Origin of the sequence: Bradyrhizobium sp. B097 (assembly GCF_038957035.1) — a bacterium.
Lineage (GTDB): Bacteria > Pseudomonadota > Alphaproteobacteria > Rhizobiales > Xanthobacteraceae > Bradyrhizobium.
In genome coordinates, this window is sequence record NZ_CP152412.1 from 2113957 (window position 1) to 2135457 (window position 21501).

Sequence of the window (21501 nt, forward strand, 5' to 3'; positions counted from 1 at the left end):
GCGGCCCGGCGGGCCGCCGTCCTTGAAGAGGACGCCGATGCGAAAGCGTCGGCTACGGGTGGGGGCTCTCTCCGCGAGTCGTATCGTGGAGAGAGCCCCCACCCGCCGCGCTGATGCGCGGCGACCTCCCCCGCAAGCGGGAGAGGTGGGGAGCCTGCCGCGAGACCGGCACTTGGTTCGTCCTGCTTTCGTGGTGCTACCACCCTCGGCTACCTGATTGTCGCAGCTCAGCTTTCGGAACTGAACGCGTGGTCTGCCGTTAACAAACGGCGGCTCGGCCGCGTCAATTTCGCTTTATTTGAACAGCGAAGTGTTCACCGGTGAACGGCACTTTCCGATAGGATCATCACCCATCCGCGCTGCCGTTTCATGAGGACCCCACCATGAGCTTCCGCCGCGATTACCTGTCCAAGCCGATCTTCTCCTGGGCGCGTGGTGTGCTGCCGACCATGTCGGACACCGAGCGCGAGGCGCTGGAAGCCGGCGACGTCTGGTGGGACGCCGATCTCTTCACCGGCAATCCCGACTGGTCGAAATTGCTGGCGTTCGCGCCGGCCAAATTGACCGACGAGGAGAAGGCCTTCCTGCATGGTCCGGTCGACGAGCTCTGCGCAATGCTCGACGAGTGGAAGATCAATTGGGAATGGCGCGACCTGCCGCCCGAGGTGTGGAGCTTCATCAAGGCCAAGAAATTCTTCGGCATGATCATCCCCCGGGAGTTCGGCGGCCTCGGCTTCTCGCCTTATGCGCATTCCGAAGTGGTGCGCAAGATTTCCTCGCGCTCGCTGACCGCGGCCGTCACCGTGATGGTGCCGAACTCGCTTGGGCCGGGCGAACTCCTGATGCGCTTCGGCACCAAAGAGCAGCAGGACAGATGGCTGCCGCGTTTGGCCGCGGGCCAGGACATTCCCTGCTTCGGGCTGACCAGCCCGGAGGCCGGCTCGGACGCCGCCTCGATGATCGACACCGGCGTCATCTGCAAGGGCAATTTCGAAGGCCGCGAGGTGCTTGGGCTCAAGCTCAATTGGCACAAGCGCTACATCACGCTGGGGCCGGTCGCGACGCTGCTCGGCCTCGCCTTCAAGGCCTATGATCCCGATCACCTCGTCGGCAGCGAGGAAGAGCTCGGCATCACGGTCGCGCTGATCCCGACCCATCTGCCCGGCGTCTCGATCGGCCATCGCCATCTGCCGGCGATGCAGGTGTTCCAGAACGGCCCGAACTGGGGCAAGGACGTCTTCATCCCGCTGGACTACATCATCGGCGGCCAGGAGCGCTTGGGCCAGGGCTGGAAGATGCTGATGACGGCGCTCGCCGCCGGCCGCGGCATCTCGCTGCCGTCGCTGTCGGCCGCCGGCGCCGCCTACGCCGCGCGCACCACCGGCGCCTATGCCCGCATCCGCGAGCAGTTCGGTATCTCGATCTCGAAATTCGACGGCATCGAGGAGCCGCTCGCGCGCATCGCCGGTACCGCCTATCTGCTCGACGCCGCGCGGCGGCTGACCTGCGCCGCGCTGAACGAGGGGCATCACCCCGCCGTCATCTCCGGGATCATGAAGCTTCACGCCACCGAGCGGATGCGGATCGCGATCGACGACGCCATGGACATCCACGGCGGCAAGGCCGTGATCGACGGGCCGCAGAACTATCTCGGCGGGCTCTACCGTTCGGTGCCGGTCGGCATCACGGTCGAGGGCGCCAATATCCTGACCCGCAATCTGATCGTGTTCGGGCAGGGTGCGATCCGCGCGCATCCGTATCTGCTGCAGGAGATGAACGCGCTCAGCGAGACCGATCGCGACAAGGGCCTGACTGCGTTCGACACCGCGTTCTGGAAGCATGTCGGCCACAGCTTCGCGACCATGTTCCGCGCCTGGGGCCGCAGCTGGAGCTTTGGCCTGTTCGCACCGGCGCCAGATGCCGGCGATGCGACGGAGTTCTATCGCCAGCTCTCGCGCTATTCGTCGGCGTTCGCGTTGTGTGCCGATATGGCGCTGCTCACCCTCGGCGGCGCGCTGAAGCGCAAGGAAATGCTCTCGGCGCGCTTCGGCGACATCCTGTCCGAGCTGTATTTGCTCTCCGCCGCGCTGAAACGCTGGCAGGACGAGGGGCGGCAGAAGGAGGATCTTCCCGCGCTCGAATGGTGCATGGCGTCGGGCTTCAAGACCATCGAGAACCGCTTTGCGGAGATCCTCGCCAATCTGCCGAACCGCCCGGTGGCATGGATGCTGAAATTCTTGATCCAGCCGTTCGGCGCGCGCGTCACGGGTCCGTCGGACCGCGTCGTGCATCTCTGCGCACAACTCGTGCTGTCGCCGTCGGCGGCACGCGACCGCCTGACGCCCGACCTCGCCTTTGTCGAGGATGATGGCGGCATTGCGCGGCTGGAAAAGGCCTTCCGTCTCGTCACCGAGTCCGAGGATGCGGCCAAGCAGCTGCGTGCAGCGCGGCTGCATGACTGGAAGGAAGCCGTCAAGAAAGGCGTCATCACCGAGGCCGACGGCGAGAAGCTCGCCGCCGCCCATGAGGCCGTCGCCAAGGTCATCGAGGTCGATGATTTTGCGCCCGAGGCGCTGTCCCCGATTTACAAGAAAACCGCCGACGTGCATCAGTTCTTCCAGGAGCTGGGTGAGCAGAGGGCGGCGAGCTGATGGCGCGACCAGTCTTTATCGTCGACGGCAGCCGGACGCCGTTCCTGAAGGCGCGCTCCGGTCCCGGTCCGTTCACCCCGGTCGATCTTGCCGTGCAATGCGGCCGGCCGCTGCTGGCGCGGCAGCCTTTCGCGCCCACCGCCTTCGACCAGGTCATCCTCGGCTGCGTCAACGTCATCGCCGACGAGATGAACCCGGCGCGGGTCGCAGCGCTCCGGCTCGGCATGGGCGAGCAGATGGTCGCCTTCACGGTGCAGATCAATTGCGGCTCCGGCATGCAGTCGATCGATACCGGCTATCGTTACATCCGCGAGGGCATCTCCGATTTGATCCTCGCCGGCGGCGCCGAGGCGCTGAGCCACGCGCCGCTGGTCTGGCCCAATTCAGGTGTGCGCTGGTTTGCCGGCTTTGCCGGCGCCAAGGGGGTAGGGGCCAAGATCGCCGCGGCGCTGAAGGTGAGGCCGAGCTACTTCAAGCCGATCATCGGGCTGGAGCGCGGGCTGACCGATCCGATCACCGAACTGAACATGGGCCAGACTGCCGAGAAGGTCGGCCATCTCTTCGGCATCACCCGTGCGCAGTCCGATGCTTACGCCGCCGAGAGCCACCAGCGGCTGGCGAAGGCGCAGAAGGAGGGCTTCCTCAAGGGCGAGGTCGAGACCGCGTTCTCCCGCGACGGCAAGTTCTACGACCATGACGACGGCGTCCGCCCGGATTCGACAGCCGAAACGCTGGCAAAGCTGAAACCGGTGTTCGAGCGCCCGTGGGGTCAGGTCACCGCCGGCAATTCCTCGCAAATCACCGACGGCGCCTCCTGGGTGATCCTGGCGTCCGAGACGGCGGTGGCAAAGCACGGGCTGACGCCGAAGGCCGTCATCCTCGACAGCCAGTGGTCGGCGCTCGATCCATCGATCATGGGCCTCGGTCCGGTGCTGTCGGCGAGCGCACTGCTCAAGCGCAACGGGCTGACCTTGCAGGAGGTCGAGACCTGGGAGCTGAACGAGGCCTTTGCCACGCAGGTGCTCGGCTGTCTCGCCGCCTGGAACGACGACAAATTCTGCCGCGAGATTTTGGGACTCGACGGCGCGGCCGGTGAGATCGACCGCGCGAAGTTGAACGTCGACGGCGGAGCGATCAGCCTCGGCCATCCCGTCGGCACCAGCGGCAACCGCATCGTGCTGCATCTGGTCAATGCGATGAAGCGGCTCGGCACCAGGCGCGGCGTCGCCACCGAATGCATCGGTGGCGGGCAGGGCGGCGCGATGTTGATAGAGACGGTGTGATCATGGATTCACGGATCATGGACGTTCTCGCCGACCGCGTGCTCGAGCTCGGGCCGAAGCCGGCAGCCGACAGCCCCTACAAGAATTTCAAGCTGACGCGGGACGAGGACGGCATTGCCTGGCTGCTGTTCGACCGCGCCGGCACCAGTGCCAATACACTTTCCGCCGATCTGCTCGAGGAGCTCGATGCTGTTGTCGCGGCACTGGAGAATCAGCGGCCCACCGGCCTCGTGGTGCGCTCCGCGAAAAAGAGCGGCTTCATCGCCGGGGCCGACGTCAATGAGTTTCGCGGCGCCAGCGACCCGCGGGCGGTCGAGACCGAGATCGGCCGCGCCCATGCGGTGATCGACCGGCTCGAGGCGTTGCGCGTGCCGTCGGTCGCCGTGATCCACGGTTTCTGTCTCGGCGGCGGCCTCGAGGTCGCGCTGGCCTGCCAGATGCGGATCGCGATCGACGATGCGCGGTTCGGTTTCCCCGAGGTGATGCTCGGCCTGCACCCCGGCCTCGGCGGCACCGTGCGCTTCACCGAACTGGTCAACCCGATGCAGGCGATGACCTTGATGCTGACCGGCAAGACGATCGACGCGCGCCGCGCCAAATCGCTCGGCTTGGTCGATGCCGTCACCCAGGAACGCCACGTCCGCAACGCGGTGAAGGATGCTGTGTTCGGCCGGCTGAAGCGCGGCAAACCGGGCATGCTCAACGCGATCCTCAATCTTGGCCCGGTCCGGGGCGTGCTTGCCTCGCGGATGCGCAGCGAGGCCGAGAAGGCTGCGCCGCGCAAGCATTATCCGGCGCCCTATGCGCTGATCGAGCTCTGGGAGAAGCACGCAGGCAACCGCTCGGCGATGCTCAATGCGGAGAAGGCCTCGTTCGCCAATCTGATGGTGGCGCCGACCGCGCAAAACCTGATCCGGGTGTTCTTCCTGCGCGAGCAAATGAAGAAGGCGGCAGGCCCCGGTAACAAGGTTGCGCACGTCCATGTCATCGGCGCCGGCGCGATGGGCGGCGACATCGCGGCCTGGTGCGCCAACCAGGACATGCGCGTCACGCTCGCCGACATGAAGGCCGAACCGATCGCGGGCGCGATGAAGCGCGCCGCGGATCTGTTCGGCAAGATCATGCGCAAGAAGATCGACCAGCGCGACGCGCTCGACCGACTGATCCCCGACATGGACGGCGAGGGCGTCCGTAATGCGGATCTGATTATCGAGGCGGTGCCGGAGAAGCTCGAGCTCAAGCAGAAGGTCTATGCCTCGCTCGAGCCGAAGCTGAAACCGGGCGCGATCCTCGCCACCAACACATCGAGCATCCCCTTGCAGGATCTGCGCACCACGCTGGCACGGCCGGAGCGGCTGCTCGGATTGCATTTCTTCAACCCGGTGTCGCGGCTGCAGCTCGTCGAGGTCGTCAGCCATGACGGCACCGATGCCGCGATGCTGAAGGAAGCGCTCGCCTTTGTCGGCGCCATCGATCGCCTGCCGCTGCCGGTGAAGAGCTCGCCGGGCTTCCTCGTCAACCGCGCGCTGACGCCCTACATGCTCGAAGCGATGATGATGCTGGACGAGAAGACCGACCAGCGCCTGATCGACGCGTCGGCGGTCGAGTTCGGCATGCCGATGGGCCCGATCGAGCTGGCCGACCAGGTCGGCCTCGATATCTGCCTCGATGTCGGCGACATGCTGCGCTCGAAGTTCGGCGACACCTTGCCGCCGACGCCGGCGTGGCTGCGCGAGAAGGTGGCCAAGGGTGAGCTCGGCCGCAAGACCGGCAAGGGCTTCTACACCTGGAAGGACGGCAAGGCGGAGAAAGCGCCGCTGCCGGAGACCGGTCCGAAAGTGAGCGACGAGATGATCGACCGCCTGGTGCTGCCGATCTCCAATGTCTGCGTCGCCGCCTTGCGCGAAGGCATCGTCGAAGACCCCGATATGGTCGACGGCGCGATGATCTTCGGCACCGGCTATGCTCCGTTCCGCGGCGGCCCGCTCAACTACGCGCGCACGCGCGGCGTCGACAGCGTCGTATCCGCGCTGCGCGCACTGACGCAGAAGTTCGGCGATCGTTTCGCACCCGATGCAGGCTGGGAGACCTTCAAGTGACCGACACCCAAGCGCCCGAAACGCACGTTCACGCGCCGCCGATCAGCGGCAACGAGCCGCAGGGCGATCTCTGCATCCGTACGCTGGCGATGCCGGCCGATACCAATGCCAATGGCGATATCTTCGGCGGCTGGCTGCTCAGCCAGATGGACGTCGGCGGCGGCGTGTTCGCCTCCAAGCTGGCGAAGTCCCGCACCGTGACGGTTGCGATCGAGGCGATGAACTTCCGCAAGGCGGTCTATGTCGGCGATCTCGTCTCGGTGCACGCCAACCTCGTGCGTGTCGGCCGCACCTCGATCACGGTGCATCTCGAAGCCTGGGTGCTGCGCCGCCGCGAGCAGCAGTCGATCCTCGTCACCGACGGCAATTTCACCTACGTCTCGATCGACGAGCAGGGCCATCCGCAACCGATCCAGCGCGATGGTGCGACGATTTCGACCTGACGTCTTTCGTGCGAAAAGCGCCGCTGATTCGGCGCAAGAAAAAACGAGTCGAAACTGAGACCGGAGCGCGGCTCGATCGCAAAAAGCGGCGCTTCGCTTCGCAAAAAACTCAGGAACAAACAGGCGGCGATGCCGTTGTCGGCGCGGAATCAAACCGAGGCCGATAATGTCAGACTGCTACGTCATCGAAGTAAGTTCCGAGACCGCGGGTATCGTGGTGCGCGATACCAGGGGTTACGCGTTTTTCGCGGCTTCGCACCGCTTCCAGGCCCTGGAGGGCCAAATCTTCCGCAATGCACGCGAGGCCGAGCGCGCGGCGCGACGGCTTGTCACTGGGCAAGATCTGCAGCTGGCCTCCTGATATGGAGCCACGCGGCGCGCCGTTTGCGCGCGCCGCAAGAGTCTGTATTGATGCATCCGAACTCACGGAAATGTTTTTCGGATGACGCAGACACAAGGCAGAGCGCTGCTGTTCGATATCGACGGCACGCTCGCCGACACCGATCCGCTGCATCTGGCGGCGTTCAACCAGGTGCTCGGCCCCCATGGACACAGCTTCGATCACGCGCGCTTCGGCAAGGAGCTGCAAGGCTTCTCCAATGCTTCGATCGGCGAGCGCTTCCTCGCCCACGAGCCGGCCGACCGCCGCGCCGGCATCCTCGGCGAGAAGGAGCGGATCTTCCGCGAATTGGTCTCCGGCCAGATCGTGCCGGTGCCGGGATTGATGGCGCTGCTCGACCGCGCCGATCGCGCCGGCGTGCCGATGGTGGCGGTGACCAACGCGCCGCGCCCGAACGCCGAACTGCTGCTGTCGGGGATGGACATCGCGCACCGTTTCAAGGCGCTCGTGATCGGCGATGAACTGGCGCACGGCAAGCCGCATCCATTGCCGTATCTCGAGGGGTTGCGCCTCGCAGGCGCGCAGGCTTCGGCTTCGCTCGCGTTCGAGGATTCGCGCTCCGGCATCCAGTCCGCGACGGCGGCGGGCATCGCGACGATCGGGATGCGAACCGGGCTCGGTCATGCCGATCTGCTCGCGGCCGGCGCGGTCGCCAGCGCTGCGGCATTCGATGATCCGGAATTGATTCGCCTTGTTGCATCCGCCATGTCTTGGTGAGGAAACGGCTTGGTGAGGAATCGGCTTGGTGAGGCATTGTGCCGAAACGTTGCCGGCTCGACATTGCTGCAACGCAGTCCTTAACCCCGCCGATGCTTGCTCGTTGACCTCCGTGCCGAACGGTCGCACGATGGGTCATTCGCCGTTTCAAGGGGGCCGCCGTGGCCGGACTCTCCCATCGCCAGACTGAAATCCTCAACATCGCACGTGCATTCGGCCGGGTCATGGTCGAGGACCTTGCCAAGCGATTCGAGGTGTCGGCGCAGACCATCCGCAAGGACCTCAACGATCTCTGCGACGAGCGGTCGCTGACCCGCATCCATGGCGGCGCGATCATCGCCTCGGGTGTCGAGAACCTCGCCTATGAGGCGCGCCGCTTCGTCGCCGCCGAGGAGAAGAAGGCGATTGGCGCCGCCGCGGCCGCGCGGATTCCAAACGGCTGCTCGCTGTTCATCAATATCGGCACCACCACGGAAGAGGTCGCCAGCGCGCTGACCTCGCATGAGGACCTGCTGGTCATCACCAACAACCTCAACGTCGCGATGCTGCTGTATCGCCATCCGCGCATCGAGGTGGTGGTGGCCGGCGGCACGGTGCGCCGCGCCGACGGTGCCGTGGTCGGCTCCACCGCGACGCAACTGATCGGCCAGTTCAAGGTCGATTACGCGATCATCGGCGCGTCCGCGATCGACGAGGAGGGCGCGCTGCTCGACTTCGACTATCGCGAGGTGCAGGTCGCGCAGGCGATCATCGCCAACGCGCGCAACGTGATGCTGGTGTCGGATGCGACAAAACTCCGCCGCAGCGCGCCGGTGCGGATCGCCCATATGAGCCAGATCCAGACCTTCGTCACCGATTCGCCCTTGCCCGCAGGCCTCGCCAACATCTGCCACAGCCGCGGCATCGAGGTGGTCGTCGCGATGGACAAGCCGCAGGCCGATATCGACGACAACGGCGCCGACGCCGCGCCCGCGACGCTGCGCAGCGCGTAATTCCTCTCTCGCTTTCATCGCTCGGCGATCCGACGAATCCACGCGCACAGCTCTCTCACCGTCATCCTGAGGAGCGCGCCCTTGCGCGCGTCTCGAAGGAACGACGGCCACCGGCGGGGCCGTGCACCCTTCGAGGCTCGCTCCGCTCGCACCTCAGGGTGACGGGTCTTGTACTGACGGGCCGAACGAGGGGTCTGCCCCCGCTACGATCATTCCGCCCAAAAAATCCCCAACAAAAGTTCCCTATTTTCACTTTGCTTTCGTTTTCGGTTGTGATCTACTTCAATCCGAAAGTAAAACCGTCAAAGCGAAAACGGTTGCCGGGGGAAGCGCTCTTTGGACCGAATTTACGACCTCGCCATCATTGGAGGCGGCGTTAATGGCTGCGGCATCGCGCGCGATGCGGCGGGCCGGGGCAATTCTGTTTTCCTCTGTGAAATGAATGATTTGGCCAGCGGAACGTCGTCCTGGTCGACCAAGCTCGTGCATGGCGGTCTGCGCTATCTCGAGTATTACGAGTTTCGTCTGGTGCGCGAGGCGCTGATCGAGCGCGAGATCCTCTGGCAGATCGCGCCGCATATCATTCGTCCGCTGCGTTTCGTTTTGCCGCACCATTCGGGCCTGCGCCCGGCCTGGCTGCTGCGGCTCGGCCTTTTCCTCTACGACCATATCGGCGGCCGGCACCTGCTGCCGGCGACGCGCTCGGTCGATCTGACACGCGACGTGGTCGGCAAGCCGCTGATCCCCGGGCGCTACACCAAGGGCTTTGAATATTCCGATTGCTTCGTCGACGACGCGCGGCTGGTGGCGCTGACCGCGCGCGATGCCGCCGATCGCGGCGCCGAGATTCGCACCCGTACCCGCGCGGTGGAGATCAGGCAGGTCGACGGCGTCTGGCACGTCACGGTCGAGGACGGCGCCACCGGCGCCCGCGACACCATCAAGGCGCGCGTGCTGGTCAACGCCGGCGGTCCCTGGGTCGAGCAGGTGCTGGCCACCGGTGTCGGCGTCAACGCGCGGGCCAAGGTGCGGCTGGTGCAGGGCTCGCATATCGTCGTGCCGAAACTCTACGACCACGACCGCGCCTACATCTTCCAGAATGCCGACGGCCGCATCATCTTCGTCATTCCCTACCAGAACGATTTCTCGCTGATCGGCACCACCGATCGCGATTATGACGGCGATCCGGCCGAGGTGAAGGCGACGCGTGAGGAGATCGAGTATCTCTGCGCCTCCGCCAGCGAATACCTTGCCAAGCCGGTGAAGCCCGAGGACGTGGTCTGGAATTACTCCGGCGTGCGTCCGCTCTATGACGACGGTGCGAGCGAAGCCAAGGCCGCGACCCGCGACTACGTGTTCGAGCTCGATACGCCCGGCGGTGCCCCGCTGCTGTCGATCTATGGCGGCAAGATCACCACCTATCGCCGCCTCTCCGAAGAGGCGCTGGAGCGGCTGTCGCCCTATCTCCGCGGCGCGAAGGCGCAGGAGGGTTGGACCGGCAAGGCGCCGCTGCCCGGCGGCGACATGGATGTCTCGGCGGTCGCGGCGCTGAGCGCCGAGCTGGTTCGCAACTATCCGTTCCTCGCACAGTCCCACGCCAACCGTCTCGCCCACGCCTATGGCACGCGCGCCAGCAAGGTCTTGGGCAATGCAGCAACGGCTGATGATCTCGGCCGCGCCTTCGGCGCCACCTTGACGGAGAGTGAAGTCCGGTACCTGATGGCGAACGAATGGGCACGGACCGCGGACGATGTCGTCTGGCGACGATCCAAGCTGGGCTTGCGGATGACGGCGGGTGAAATCGCCGCGCTCGACGAGTGGATGGTCGCCAACCGCGTGTCAGGTGAACGTCCCCTCCGCGAAGCGGGAGGACGGGCATGAGCGTTACACTGCAGAACGTCACGCGAACCGTGGATGGCATTCAGACCATCCGCAATGTTTCGCTGACGCTGGAGCGTGGCACGCTCAGCGTGCTGCTCGGGCCCACGCTGTCTGGCAAGACCTCGATCATGCGGCTGCTCGCCGGCCTCGACAAGCCGACCACCGGCCGCGTGCTGGTCGACGGCAGGGACGTCACCGGCGCCGACGTGCGGCAACGCTCGGTGGCGATGGTCTATCAGCAGTTCATCAACTATCCCTCGCTGACGGTCTACGAGAACATCGCCTCGCCGCTGCGGGTGCAGGGCAAGCCGAAGGCCGAGATCGAGCAGCGGGTGGCCGAGGCGGCCAGCCTGTTGCGGCTCGAGCCCTATCTGAAGCGGACGCCGCTGCAGCTTTCCGGCGGCCAGCAGCAGCGCACCGCGATTGCCCGCGCGCTGGTCAAGGGCGCCGACCTCGTGCTGCTCGACGAGCCGCTCGCCAACCTCGATTACAAGCTGCGCGAGGAACTGCGCGCCGAACTGCCGCGGATCTTCGAGGCCTCGGGTGCGATCTTCGTCTATGCCACCACCGAGCCGTCGGAAGCGCTGCTGCTCGGCGGCGACACGGTGTGCATGTGGGAAGGCCAGGCGCTGCAGACCGGCGCGACGCCGAAGGTCTACCGCCATCCCGACACGCTGCGGGTCGCGCAGGTGTTCTCCGATCCGCCGCTCAACATCATCGGCATCCAGAAGAAGGGCGACCGGGTGGTCTATGCCGGCGGCGAGCAGGCGCCCGCGGCGGGGCTGTACGCCAATCTGCCTGACGGCACGTACAAGATCGGCTTCCGGGCGCATCAACTCGAGGTCGGGAGCGTCGTGCCCGGCCGCCACAAATTCTCCGCCACCGTGACGGTGACCGAGATCACCGGGTCGGAGAGCTTCGTGCACGTTCATGTCCACGATTCGAACTGGGTCGCGGTGCTGCATGGCGTGCACGAATATGAACCCGGGCAGGTGCTCGAGGCCGCGCTCGATCCCGAGAATATCTTTGTGTTTGACGCCGCCGACCGCCTGGTCGCGTCGCCCGCGACCGCGTTTGCAAGCGAATTGTATGGCAGTTCGCTGGCGGCACGCGTGTCAGCCAGCAAGAGCAATTGAGGGAGATGCCCGATGGCTCGCATTGACCTCGTCGATCTCGCGCAATCCTACAGCGGCAACGACGCGCCGCTGGAATCCTTTGCGCTGAAACCGGTCACCATGACCTGGCGGCAGGGCGGCGCCTATGCGCTGCTCGGGCCCTCCGGCTGCGGCAAGACCACGCTGCTGAATCTGATTTCCGGCATCGTGACGCCGTCGCGCGGCAAGATCCTGTTCGACGGCCAGGACATCACGCCGCTGTCGACGCAGAAGCGCAACATCGCGCAGGTGTTCCAGTTCCCGGTGATCTACGACACCATGACGGTCGGCCAGAACCTGGCCTTCCCGCTGAAGAACCGCGGCGTCGCCAAGGCCGAGGTCGATGCGCGGGTCAGGCAGATCGCCGATTTGCTCGATCTGACGCCGTACCTGAACCGCAAGGCGACGCGGCTCACCGCCGACGCCAAGCAGAAGATCTCGCTCGGCCGCGGCCTGGTGCGCTCCGACGTCGCCGCCGTGCTGTTCGACGAGCCGCTGACCGTGATCGATCCCGAGCTGAAATGGCAGCTGCGCTCCAAGCTGAAGGCGCTGCATCGTGAGCTCGACCTCACGATGATCTACGTCACCCACGACCAGACCGAGGCGCTGACCTTTGCCGATACCGTCGTCGTCATGCATGACGGCCGCGTGGTGCAGAGCGGCACGCCGGCCGAACTGTTCGACAAGCCGGCGCACACCTTCGTCGGCTATTTCATCGGCTCGCCCGGCATGAACATCGTGCCCGCCGAGGTCAGTGGCCACGAGGCGCGGATCGACGGCCATGTCATCGGCCTGCATCGAAACTATGGTGTCCTGCCGGCCGGCAAGAAGATCGAGATCGGCGTGCGGCCTGAATTTGTCGATGTCGCGGCGCCCGCGTCCGGGCTGCTGTCGGCCACCATCGAGCGGATCGACGATCTCGGCCGCATCCAGTTCGCCCGCGTCCGGATCGGCAACACCAAACTCGCGGCGCGTGTGCCGCCGGGCTTCTCGATCTCCGGCGATACCGCCGGCCTGATCTTCAATCCCGCCAACGTCCACGTCTATGCCGACAGCCATTTGGTCGAAGGGGTCGCCTGATGGACAAGACCATCAACCAAAAAGCCTGGTTCCTGGTGCTGCCGGTGTTCCTGGTGGTGGCGTTCTCGGCGGTGCTGCCGCTGATGACCGTCGTGAACTATTCGATGCAGGACACTTTCGGCAACAACCAGTTCTTCTGGAACGGCGTCGGCTGGTTCAAGGAGCTGCTCGATCCCTCGACCGATCTCGGCGGCCGCTTCCTGGCCTCGCTCGGCCGCAACCTGTTCTTCTCCGCGGTGATCCTTGCGATCGAGGTGCCGCTCGGCATCATCGTCGCGCTGTCGATGCCGCGCGAGGGCTGGAGCGTCGCGGCCTGCCTCGTCACCCTCGCATTGCCGCTGCTGATTCCGTGGAACGTGGTCGGCACCATCTGGCAGATCTTCGGCCGGCCCGATATCGGCCTGCTCGGCTATACGCTGAACCACCTTGGCTTCAACTACAACTACGTCTCCAACGACGTCGACGCCTGGGTCACTGTCATCGTGATGGACGTCTGGCATTGGACGAGCCTCGTCGCGCTGCTCTGCTACGCGGGCCTGAAGTCGATCCCCGACGCCTATTACCAGGCGGCGCAGATCGACGGCGCCTCGCGCTGGGCGGTGTTCAAGGCGATCCAGCTGCCGAAGATGAACCGCGTGCTGCTGATCGCGGTGCTGCTGCGCTTCATGGATAGCTTCATGATCTACACCGAGCCGTTCGTGGTCACCGGCGGCGGCCCCGGCAACTCGACGACCTTCGTCTCGATCGAGCTCGTCAAGATCGCGCTCGGCCAGTTCGACCTCGGCAAGGCAGCCGCGCTGTCGCTGGCCTACAATCTCATCATCCTGATCGTGTGCTGGGTGTTCTACACCGTGATGACCAATGCCGGCACCGAGCGTCCGGTCAAGGAGGGAGCGGCATGATGCATTCGATTCCCGGCCGCCGCCTGATCATGGCGCTGTTCCTGATCTTCCTGCTGTTGCCGATCTACTGGCTCGTCAACATGAGCTTCAAGACCAACGCCGAGATCGTCTCGACGATGACGCTGTGGCCGCATACACCGACGCTGCAGCACTACCGGCGCATCTTCACCGACGAGAGCTGGTACTCGGGCTACATCAACTCACTGGAATATGTCGTCATCAACACCGTGATCTCGATCGCGGTGGCGTTGCCGGCGGCCTATGCGTTCTCGCGCTACCGCTTCCTCGGCGACAAGCACCTGTTCTTCTGGCTGCTGTCGAACCGCATGGCGCCGGCGGCGGTCTATGCGCTGCCGTTCTTCAACCTGTACTCGGCGATCGGCCTGTTCGATACGCCATGGGCGGTCGCGCTGGCGCACTGCATCTTCAACGTGCCGCTGGCGGTGTGGATCCTCGAAGGCTTCGTCTCCGGCGTGCCGCGCGAGATCGACGAGACCGCCTTCCTCGACGGCTATTCGTTCCCGCGCTTCTTCATCAAGATCCTGGTGCCGCTGATCGCGAGTGGCATCGGCGTCGCCGCATTCTTCTGCTTCATGTTCTCCTGGGTCGAGCTGCTGCTCGCGCGCACGCTGACCTCGGTTGCCGCCAAGCCGATCTCCGCGGTGATGACGCGGACGGTATCGGCCGCCGGCATGGACTGGGGCCTGCTTGCCGCGGCCGGCGTGCTCACCATCATCCCGGGCGCACTGGTGATCTGGTTCGTCCGCAACTACATCGCGCGCGGCTTCGCGCTCGGCCGGGTCTAGGAGGGCTCATGGACAGCATCGCATGGATGGCATGGACCTGGCCCACCGCGATCTTCTTCGTGCTGCTTGCCTCTACACTCGGGATGATGACCTGGCTCGCGATCGGCTATCCCGAGGCGGAGCGGGTTGGCGTGCTGCGCATTCCGACCACGCGCGGCGATCGCCTGTTCGTTTCGCTGGTGCTGGCGGCGGTGATCCACCTGCTGTGGATCGGCCTCGTCGGCACCGATCCGATTTTCACCCTGCCGATCGCGGAGGGCGTCGAGATTTCGAGCCTGTGGCTCGGAACGGTAATTTCGCTTCTTTCAGCCGTGGTGATTTTTCGCACCGTCTGAAGAACGCGAAAAAGAGCAGATCCGGGGTCTACCCGGGCCTGAATTTAGTCGCTGCAACCGGAGGAATCTAATGCGACATTTACGAATGACTAAAGATAAGCTTTTGACGATGACCAGCGCGGTCGCGCTCGTCGCAGCATCGGTCACTCTTGTCGCGCCGGCCCGCGCCGACGAGGCGGCCGCGAAGAAGTGGATCGACAGCGAATTCCAGCCGTCGACCCTCTCCAAGGACGACCAGATGAAGGAGATGCAGTGGTTCATCAAGGCCGCTGCCCCCTTCAAGGGCATGGAGATCAACGTCGTCTCCGAAACCCTGACCACCCACGAATATGAGTCCCGCACGCTCGCCAAGGCGTTCGAGGAGATCACCGGCATCAAGGTCAAGCACGACATCATCCAGGAAGGTGACGTCGTCGAGAAGATCCAGACCCAGATGCAGTCCGGCAAGAACGTCTATGACGGCTGGATCAACGACTCCGACTTCATCGGCACCCACTTCCGCTATGGCCAGGCCGTCGACCTGACCGACTGGATGAAGGGCGAAGCCAAGGACGTCACCGATCCGATGCTCGACGTCGACGACTTCATCGGCAAGTCGTTCACCACGGCGCCGAACGGTCACCTCTATCAGCTGCCCGACCAGCAGTTCGCGAACCTCTACTGGTTCCGCTACGACTGGTTTACCAACCCGGACTACAAGGCCAAGTTCAAGGCCAAGTACGGCTACGATCTCGGCGTTCCCGTGAACTGGTCGGCCTATGAGGACATCGCCGAGTTCTTCACCAACGACGTCAAGGAAGTCAGCGGCGTCCGCGTCTATGGTCACATGGACTACGGCAAGAAGGATCCCTCGCTCGGCTGGCGTTTCACCGACGCATGGCTGTCGATGGCCGGCAACGGCGACAAGGGTCTCCCGAACGGCCTGCCGGTCGACGAATGGGGCATCCGCATGGAAGGCTGCCGTCCGGTCGGCTCGTCGGTCGAACGTGGCGGCGACGTCAATGGTCCGGCGTCGGTCTATTCGATCGTCAAGTATCTCGACTGGATGAAGAAGTATGCTCCGCCGCAGGCACAGGGCATGACCTTCTCCGAGTCGGGTCCGGTGCCGTCGCAGGGCAACATCGCCCAGCAGATCTTCTGGTACACCGCTTTCACCGCCGACATGGTGAAGCCCGGTCTGCCCGTGATGAACGCGGACGGTACGCCGAAGTGGCGTATGGCTCCGTCGCCGCACGGCTCGTACTGGAAGGACGGCATGAAGCTCGGCTACCAGGACGTGGGTTCGGCGACGCTTCTGAAGTCGACCCCGGTCGACCGCCGCAAGGCGGCCTGGCTCTATCTGCAGTTCATCGTCTCCAAGACGACGAGCCTGAAGAAGAGCCATGTCGGTCTCACCTTCATCCGTGAATCCGACATCTGGGACAAGTCGTTCACCGAGCGCGCGCCGAAGCTCGGTGGCCTGATCGAGTTCTACCGCTCGCCCGCGCGCGTGCAGTGGACCCCGACCGGCAACAACGTGCCTGACTATCCGAAGCTCGCTCAGCTCTGGTGGCAGAACATCGGCGATGCGTCGTCCGGTGCGAAGACGCCGCAAGCTGCGATGGACGCGCTCGCCGCGGCCCAGGATTCGGTGATGGAGCGTCTTGAGAAGTCCGGTGTGCAGGGTGCCTGCGGACCGAAGCTGAACAAGAAGGAAACCGCCGAGTTCTGGTACAAGAAGGCCGAGAAGGACGGCACCATCGCTCCGCAGCGCAAGCTTGCGAACGAGAAGCCGAAGGGCGAAACGATCGACTACGACACGCTGATCAAGTCGTGGCCGGCGACCCCGCCGAAGCGCGCCGAAGCCAAGTAAGGCGGTAAGGCGTACCAGCCCACGCCATCCGCAGACTGCAGAAGGCCGGGAGCAATCCCGGCCTTTTTTGCCGGATCTGTGGCTGTGGAGACCGGTTCAGGATTGTGCTCAAATGACGCGATGAGGTCATATGCGTCTTCCCGTCATCGCATCATGATCCCGGAGTTTCGTCATGCGCATGACTTTTCGTTGCGATCCGCGGCTCGCCGATCATCTGCCGCGGCCACATCCGGCCCGCACTGCGTTGCCCGATTGGTTGCGCGCGATGCCGGCGAAGGCGCATTCCGACATCCACGACCGCGAGATCCGGACGGTCAAGCAATGCCCGCCCTTCGTCGATGCGATGGCCCATGGGGTCATGATCCCGCTACCCTGCGATGTCAGGGTCGAGCGCGGCGCATTCGCCTGGGACTGGGACATTCCGGAGCCCGCAACGCAGGGCCATCCGCGCGCGCCGCTCAGCTTCCATCCCGTCGCGCAATTCGCCGGCGCGCCGTTTGCCAACGGGCTGGCTGCGCTGAAATTCAACAGCTTCTGGACCATCGAGCTCGAGCCGGGCTGGTCGCTGTTCGCGACCCATCCGGTCAATCGCGACGACCTGCCGTTCCGCGTGATCTCGGGGTTGGTCGACGCCGACCGGTTTCACGACGGCGGCATCAATTTCCCGGCGGTCTGGACCCAGCCTGATTTTGCCGGCGTGTTGCCGAAGGGGATGCCGGTCGTGCAATGTTTCGCGGTGCCGCGCGCGGCCCCCGAACTGGTGTTCGAGGTGTTCGACGATGCGCATCGCGAGGCCTATTCGAAAGTCGTCGGCGAGGTGTTGGCTGCGCCCAATGTCTATCGCAAACATTTCCGCGCCAAGCGCGGCCGGCTAGTGACCTAGCGCTGCACGCAGCGCGCGCTCATCGAGCCACAGCCGGCCGTGCGGGGCCGAGGTCAGCGCCATCGCGATCGATCCGAACAGCTGTGGACGCAAGGCATAGGCGCGCGCGAAGGCCTGCATCGCGGCGTCGGGCTCGCCGCTGTCCTGCAGCGTGATCCCCAGATTGAGCGCCGCTTCGGCGTAATCCGGCTTGATCTCGAGCGCCTTGCGGTAGGCGCGTGCGGCACCGTCATGGTCGAGCAAATCCTGCTTTGCGACGCCGAGATCGAACCACGCCGAAGCCGGTGCCGCACTCGCAACGGCGCGCTCGAGCAGGCTTACAGCATCGGCGAGGTCACCGGCCTCCCAGGCGAGCCGGCCGAGCCTTGCATTGGCTTCCTGATGCTCCGGGATCGCCTTGAGGATCGCCTCCCAGGCCTCGCCGGCCTGCACCTTGCGGCCAGCCAGCTCCAGTGTGCGTGCCTTCTCGACGAAGGCTTCGCGTTGCGGCTTGAGCGCGATGGCGCGGTCGAGATGCGTCAGTGCCGCATCGAATTCGCCGCCGTCGCGGGCGAGGCGCCCCGCGAGCAGCCGCGCCGCCGCATTGTCGGGGCGCTGCGCCAGGCTGGTCTCGATATGCTTGCGGGCTAGTGCGATCTCGCCTTTGGCGAACAGCACGGCGGCGAGCAGATGGCTCAGCATCGGCTCGCCGGGCTGGCGCGCAAGGCCGCGTTCGCAGAGCTCGATCGCCTCGCCATGCCGGCCGCCATTGAAGGCGACGGTGGCGCGTCGAACGATATCCTCGGCGTTGTCCTTGCTCATTTCCGTGGGCGACCGTCTTCAGGTTAGCTCGTTACGGTCCATGCTATGCGGCGCCGGAGATCATGACCAGCGCTTACCGCGCCGGGGAGTAGCCGGCCGCCGCGCGCATCTGCATGGGCATAGGAATCCGGAGCACGGCACGCAACGAATAAAGGCCGGGAGCGATCCCGGCCTTGTTCCTCTCGTCGCAATTCCAGCATTCTCTTTCGACATTCCCGGGCGCGCGAAGCGCGAGCCCGGAATCTATCCTGACGCAAGTGATGCGGATCAATGGATTCCGGGGTCTGCGCCTGGCGGCGCATCCCGGAATGACGATGTGGAAGGAAAGCGGACCGGGTTTTACTCCGCCGCTTCGGTCGCCTTCAGCGTCGGATAATCCGTGTAGCCCTTGGCGCCGCCGCCGTAGAAGGTCGCCTTGTCCCAGTCGTTGAGCGGGGCGCCGGCCTTGAGCCGCTCGACCAGATCGGGATTGGAGATGAACGGCTTGCCGAACGCGATCAGGTCGGCAGCACCGGCCTCCAGCACCTTCTCCGCCAGCGCGAAGTCGTAGCCGTTGTTGGCGACATAGGCCTGCTTGAAGCGCTTGCGCAGCGAGGCGTAGTCGAACGGTGCGATGTCGCGCGGGCCGCCGGTCGCGCCCTCGATGACGTGGATATAGGTCAGCTTGAGCGCATTGAGCTGGTCGACGATGTAGTCGAACAGCGGTTGCGGATTGCTGTCGGAGACGTCGTTGGCCGGCGTCACCGGCGAGATGCGGATGCCGGTACGCTCGGCGCCGGCCTCCTTGGCGACGACCTTGGAGACCTCCAGCATCAGCTGGGCGCGTTTCTCGATCGAACCGCCATAGGCGTCGGTGCGCTTGTTGGTGCCGTCCTTCGCGAACTGGTCGAGCAAATAGCCGTTGGCGCCATGGATCTCGACGCCGTCGAACCCGGCCGCCAGCGCATTCGCGGTGCCGCGCTTGAAATCCTCGATGATCCCGGGGATCTCCGACAGGTCGAGCGCGCGGGGCTCGGACACGTCGGCGAAGGTGCCGTTCACGAAGGTCTTGCCCTTGGCGCGGATTGCGCTCGGCGCCACCGGCGCGCCGCCGTTCGGCTGCAGCGAGGTGTGCGAGATGCGGCCGACATGCCAGAGCTGGATGAAGATGTGGCCACCGCGCTCATGCACGCGATCGGTGACCTTGCGCCAGGCCGCGACCTGCTCCTTCGAATAGATGCCGGGGGTGTCCTGATAGCCCTGGCCCTGCTGCGAGACCTGGCTCGCCTCGGTGATCAGAAGGCCGGCAGAAGCGCGCTGGCCGTAATAGTCCACCGCGAGCGGGCTTGGCACCATGCCGGGCGGCACCGCGCGGTTGCGCGTCAGCGGCGCCATCACGAATCGGTTCGGCAGCGTCAGCGGGCCAAGCTTGTAGGGCTCGAGAAGTTTGGTCGGGTGGCTCATGTGAAACGGTTCCAGACAATGATCGATGAGGAGAGATTTGTGCATTGCCGCGACGAGCGCAATGGTCGGGATATGCCCAGTTTGCAGGCTAGCCGCGCACAATTCCGCCCATGTGGCCGGCATCGAGGAACAAAGTGTGCGCGTTCACGTAGGAGGATTCATTCGAAATCAGGAACAGCGCGGCATAGGCGACCTCCCAGCCGGTACCCTGGCGGCCGAAAGGCACTGTCACGGCGCGGTCCGATCGCCTGCGGCTGGCATCGCGGCCCATCGGCGTGTCCATGAAGCCGGGCGCGATGACATTGCAGCGAATGCCCTTGTCCTCGCCGGCCCGCGCGATCGCCCGTCCCAGCGCGATCTGCGCTGCCTTGGAGGATTCATAGGCCGGGTGGCGGCCGCCGGCGCGCTGGCTCGCCATCGAGGAGATCAGGATGATCGCGCCGCCCGGCGCCATCACCTCGAGCGCCTTCTGCGCGAACAGCATGTGGCTGCGGACGTTGACGGCGTAGTCGCGGTCCCAGGCTTCTGCCGTCATTTTGGGCAGCGACAGGCCGGAGGAAATGCCGACATTCAGCGCCAGCCCGTCGAGCCCGCCGAGTTCTTGCGCGCAGCGTTCAACCGCGGGGGCGATCGCCGCGACGTCGGAGACATCGACCACGTCGGTGAAGGCCTTGCCGCCTTCACCCGTGATTTGCGCGACGGTATCGTCGGCGGCGGCCTTGTTGACGTCGAGGCACGCGAGCGCGGCGCCTTCGCGCGCGAACAGCACGCTCATGGCGCGGCCGTTGCCGATCGGCGGCGCTTCATCCACGGTGGTGCGCTGTCCCGCGCCGACCACGATGATGCGCCGGTCGGCGAGGCGGCCGTGGTTCTTCGCAAGCCCCAGCGATTCCGCATGCAGCGAGGCGGACGGATCGACGGCTCTTGGTGCGTGGGTTGTGGTCGGCATGGTGTGCTCCCTGACGTCTTGTTGTTGTCAGGGAGCAGTAGCACGGCCAAGCGTGCGAGGCGACGTGTCGCGCCGAAACCTTGGCGAAGGCGGAAAATCCCGCGGCGGGGAATATATTTGCCGCCGTCATTCCGGCGCGATGCGCAGCATCGAACCCGGAATCTCGAGATTCCCCGGTGCGCAATAGCGCACCTGAGGTTCGTCCTTCGGACGCCCCGGAATGACGCGCGGAGCGCGTCAGCTGACGCCGAGGAAATCGCGCTTGCCGATCTCGACACCGTTGTGGCGCAGGATGCCGTGCGCGGTGACGGCATGGAAGTAGAAGTTCGGGAGCGAGAAGGCGCTGACGAATTGCTGGCCCTTCAGGGTCATGGTGCGCTCGGCGCCGATCGGGAAGGTGACGTCCTTGGCGTCGGCGCCGTCGAACTGCTCCGGCTTGAACGATTTCACATAGTCGATCGTCTTCGCCAGCCGCTGCTTCAGTTCGCCGAAGCTCTTCTCGGTGTCGGGCGTCGACGGCACCTCGCTATGGGTCAGCCGCGCACAGCCTCTTGCGGCGTGATCGCAGACCAGCTGCACCTGCTTGGTCAGCGGCAGCATGTCGGCATAGAGCCGCGATCCCAGCAGCACCTCGGGCGCGATCTTCTTCGCTTCGCAATGCGCCTCGGCCTTGGTCAGCTCGCCGGTGAGGCTGTTGAGGATCTGCAAGTACGCGGGGACGACGGCGTCATAAAAGGACATGTGGATGCTCTTTGTTCTGATGAAATCCGGATCTGCCGAACGGCGATGCTGCACATGGGGCCGCGAAGGGAATAATACAACTGCGGACG

19 protein-coding genes are annotated in these 21501 nt (G+C 65.0%); 15 read left to right on the forward strand and 4 right to left on the reverse strand.

The window, feature by feature from the left end; all coding sequences use genetic code 11:
- Window positions 1-383 precede the first annotated feature (383 nt).
- The 15 genes from AAFG07_RS09760 (at window position 384) to AAFG07_RS09830 (ending at window position 17478) form a co-directional block, all read left to right on the forward strand.
- Complete coding sequence (locus tag AAFG07_RS09760) at window positions 384-2651, forward strand: acyl-CoA dehydrogenase (RefSeq protein ID WP_342727090.1); 2268 nt, start codon at window positions 384-386, stop codon at window positions 2649-2651.
- On the forward strand, window positions 2651-3934 hold the full coding sequence (locus AAFG07_RS09765) for an acetyl-CoA C-acetyltransferase (protein WP_342727091.1): 1284 nt from the start codon (window positions 2651-2653) through the stop codon (window positions 3932-3934). Before AAFG07_RS09760 ends, AAFG07_RS09765 begins: the two co-directional genes overlap by 1 nt.
- A 2-nt stretch (window positions 3935-3936) precedes the next feature.
- Window positions 3937-6033 (forward strand): 3-hydroxyacyl-CoA dehydrogenase NAD-binding domain-containing protein, encoded by a 2097-nt coding sequence (locus AAFG07_RS09770; protein WP_342727092.1) that lies wholly within the window; start codon window positions 3937-3939, stop codon window positions 6031-6033.
- Window positions 6034-6074: 41 nt separating this feature from the next.
- Window positions 6075-6476 carry an acyl-CoA thioesterase gene (locus AAFG07_RS09775; protein ID WP_223969804.1) on the forward strand — a complete coding sequence of 134 codons (402 nt, stop codon included), beginning with the start codon at window positions 6075-6077 and terminating at the stop codon, window positions 6474-6476.
- A 166-nt stretch (window positions 6477-6642) separates the two neighbouring features.
- The gene (locus tag AAFG07_RS09780) at window positions 6643-6837 is read left to right on the forward strand and encodes a hypothetical protein (protein WP_342727093.1); all 195 of its coding nucleotides are present in this window, start codon (window positions 6643-6645) and stop codon (window positions 6835-6837) included.
- Between the two features lie 81 nt (window positions 6838-6918).
- On the forward strand, window positions 6919-7593 hold the full coding sequence (locus AAFG07_RS09785; RefSeq protein WP_342727094.1) for an HAD-IA family hydrolase: 675 nt from the start codon (window positions 6919-6921) through the stop codon (window positions 7591-7593).
- A 161-nt stretch (window positions 7594-7754) separates the two neighbouring features.
- Window positions 7755-8585, forward strand: coding sequence for a DeoR/GlpR family DNA-binding transcription regulator (locus AAFG07_RS09790; RefSeq protein WP_092124510.1), 831 nt, complete (start codon window positions 7755-7757; stop codon window positions 8583-8585).
- A 336-nt stretch (window positions 8586-8921) separates the two neighbouring features.
- On the forward strand, window positions 8922-10466 hold the full coding sequence (glpD, locus tag AAFG07_RS09795) for a glycerol-3-phosphate dehydrogenase (RefSeq protein WP_342727095.1): 1545 nt from the start codon (window positions 8922-8924) through the stop codon (window positions 10464-10466).
- Window positions 10463-11602 (forward strand): ABC transporter ATP-binding protein, encoded by a 1140-nt coding sequence (locus tag AAFG07_RS09800; protein WP_342727096.1) that lies wholly within the window; start codon window positions 10463-10465, stop codon window positions 11600-11602. The genes glpD and AAFG07_RS09800 overlap by 4 nt, the downstream gene beginning before the upstream one ends.
- A 12-nt stretch (window positions 11603-11614) precedes the next feature.
- Entirely contained in the window at window positions 11615-12700 is a 1086-nt protein-coding gene (locus AAFG07_RS09805; protein ID WP_092124513.1) for an ABC transporter ATP-binding protein, read from the forward strand.
- Window positions 12700-13602, forward strand: coding sequence for a sugar ABC transporter permease (locus AAFG07_RS09810; protein WP_342727097.1), 903 nt, complete (start codon window positions 12700-12702; stop codon window positions 13600-13602). Before AAFG07_RS09805 ends, AAFG07_RS09810 begins: the two co-directional genes overlap by 1 nt.
- On the forward strand, window positions 13602-14408 hold the full coding sequence (locus AAFG07_RS09815; RefSeq protein WP_342729106.1) for a carbohydrate ABC transporter permease: 807 nt from the start codon (window positions 13602-13604) through the stop codon (window positions 14406-14408). The genes AAFG07_RS09810 and AAFG07_RS09815 overlap by 1 nt, the downstream gene beginning before the upstream one ends.
- 8 nt (window positions 14409-14416) lie before the next feature.
- Window positions 14417-14743 carry a DUF2160 domain-containing protein gene (locus tag AAFG07_RS09820; protein WP_342727098.1) on the forward strand — a complete coding sequence of 109 codons (327 nt, stop codon included), beginning with the start codon at window positions 14417-14419 and terminating at the stop codon, window positions 14741-14743.
- Window positions 14744-14852: 109 nt separating this feature from the next.
- On the forward strand, window positions 14853-16595 hold the full coding sequence (locus AAFG07_RS09825) for an ABC transporter substrate-binding protein (protein ID WP_342729107.1): 1743 nt from the start codon (window positions 14853-14855) through the stop codon (window positions 16593-16595).
- A gap of 172 nt (window positions 16596-16767) precedes the next feature.
- Entirely contained in the window at window positions 16768-17478 is a 711-nt protein-coding gene (locus AAFG07_RS09830; protein ID WP_342727099.1) for a hypothetical protein, read from the forward strand.
- On the opposite strand, the gene AAFG07_RS09835 is transcribed toward AAFG07_RS09830, so the two are convergent.
- The 4 genes from AAFG07_RS09835 to AAFG07_RS09850 all read right to left on the reverse strand — a co-directional run bounded on the left by AAFG07_RS09835 (window position 17467) and on the right by AAFG07_RS09850 (window position 21412).
- Window positions 17467-18279, reverse strand: a complete 813-nt coding sequence (locus tag AAFG07_RS09835) for a tetratricopeptide repeat protein (protein ID WP_342727100.1) — start codon at window positions 18277-18279, stop codon at window positions 17467-17469. The genes AAFG07_RS09830 and AAFG07_RS09835 overlap by 12 nt on opposite strands.
- A gap of 339 nt (window positions 18280-18618) precedes the next feature.
- Window positions 18619-19722 carry an alkene reductase gene (locus AAFG07_RS09840; RefSeq protein WP_342727101.1) on the reverse strand — a complete coding sequence of 368 codons (1104 nt, stop codon included), beginning with the start codon at window positions 19720-19722 and terminating at the stop codon, window positions 18619-18621.
- 88 nt (window positions 19723-19810) lie between these two features.
- The gene (locus tag AAFG07_RS09845) at window positions 19811-20671 is read right to left on the reverse strand and encodes an SDR family oxidoreductase (RefSeq protein ID WP_342727102.1); all 861 of its coding nucleotides are present in this window, start codon (window positions 20669-20671) and stop codon (window positions 19811-19813) included.
- Between the two features lie 237 nt (window positions 20672-20908).
- Entirely contained in the window at window positions 20909-21412 is a 504-nt protein-coding gene (locus AAFG07_RS09850) for a DUF1993 domain-containing protein (RefSeq protein WP_342727103.1), read from the reverse strand.
- Window positions 21413-21501 lie beyond the last annotated feature (89 nt).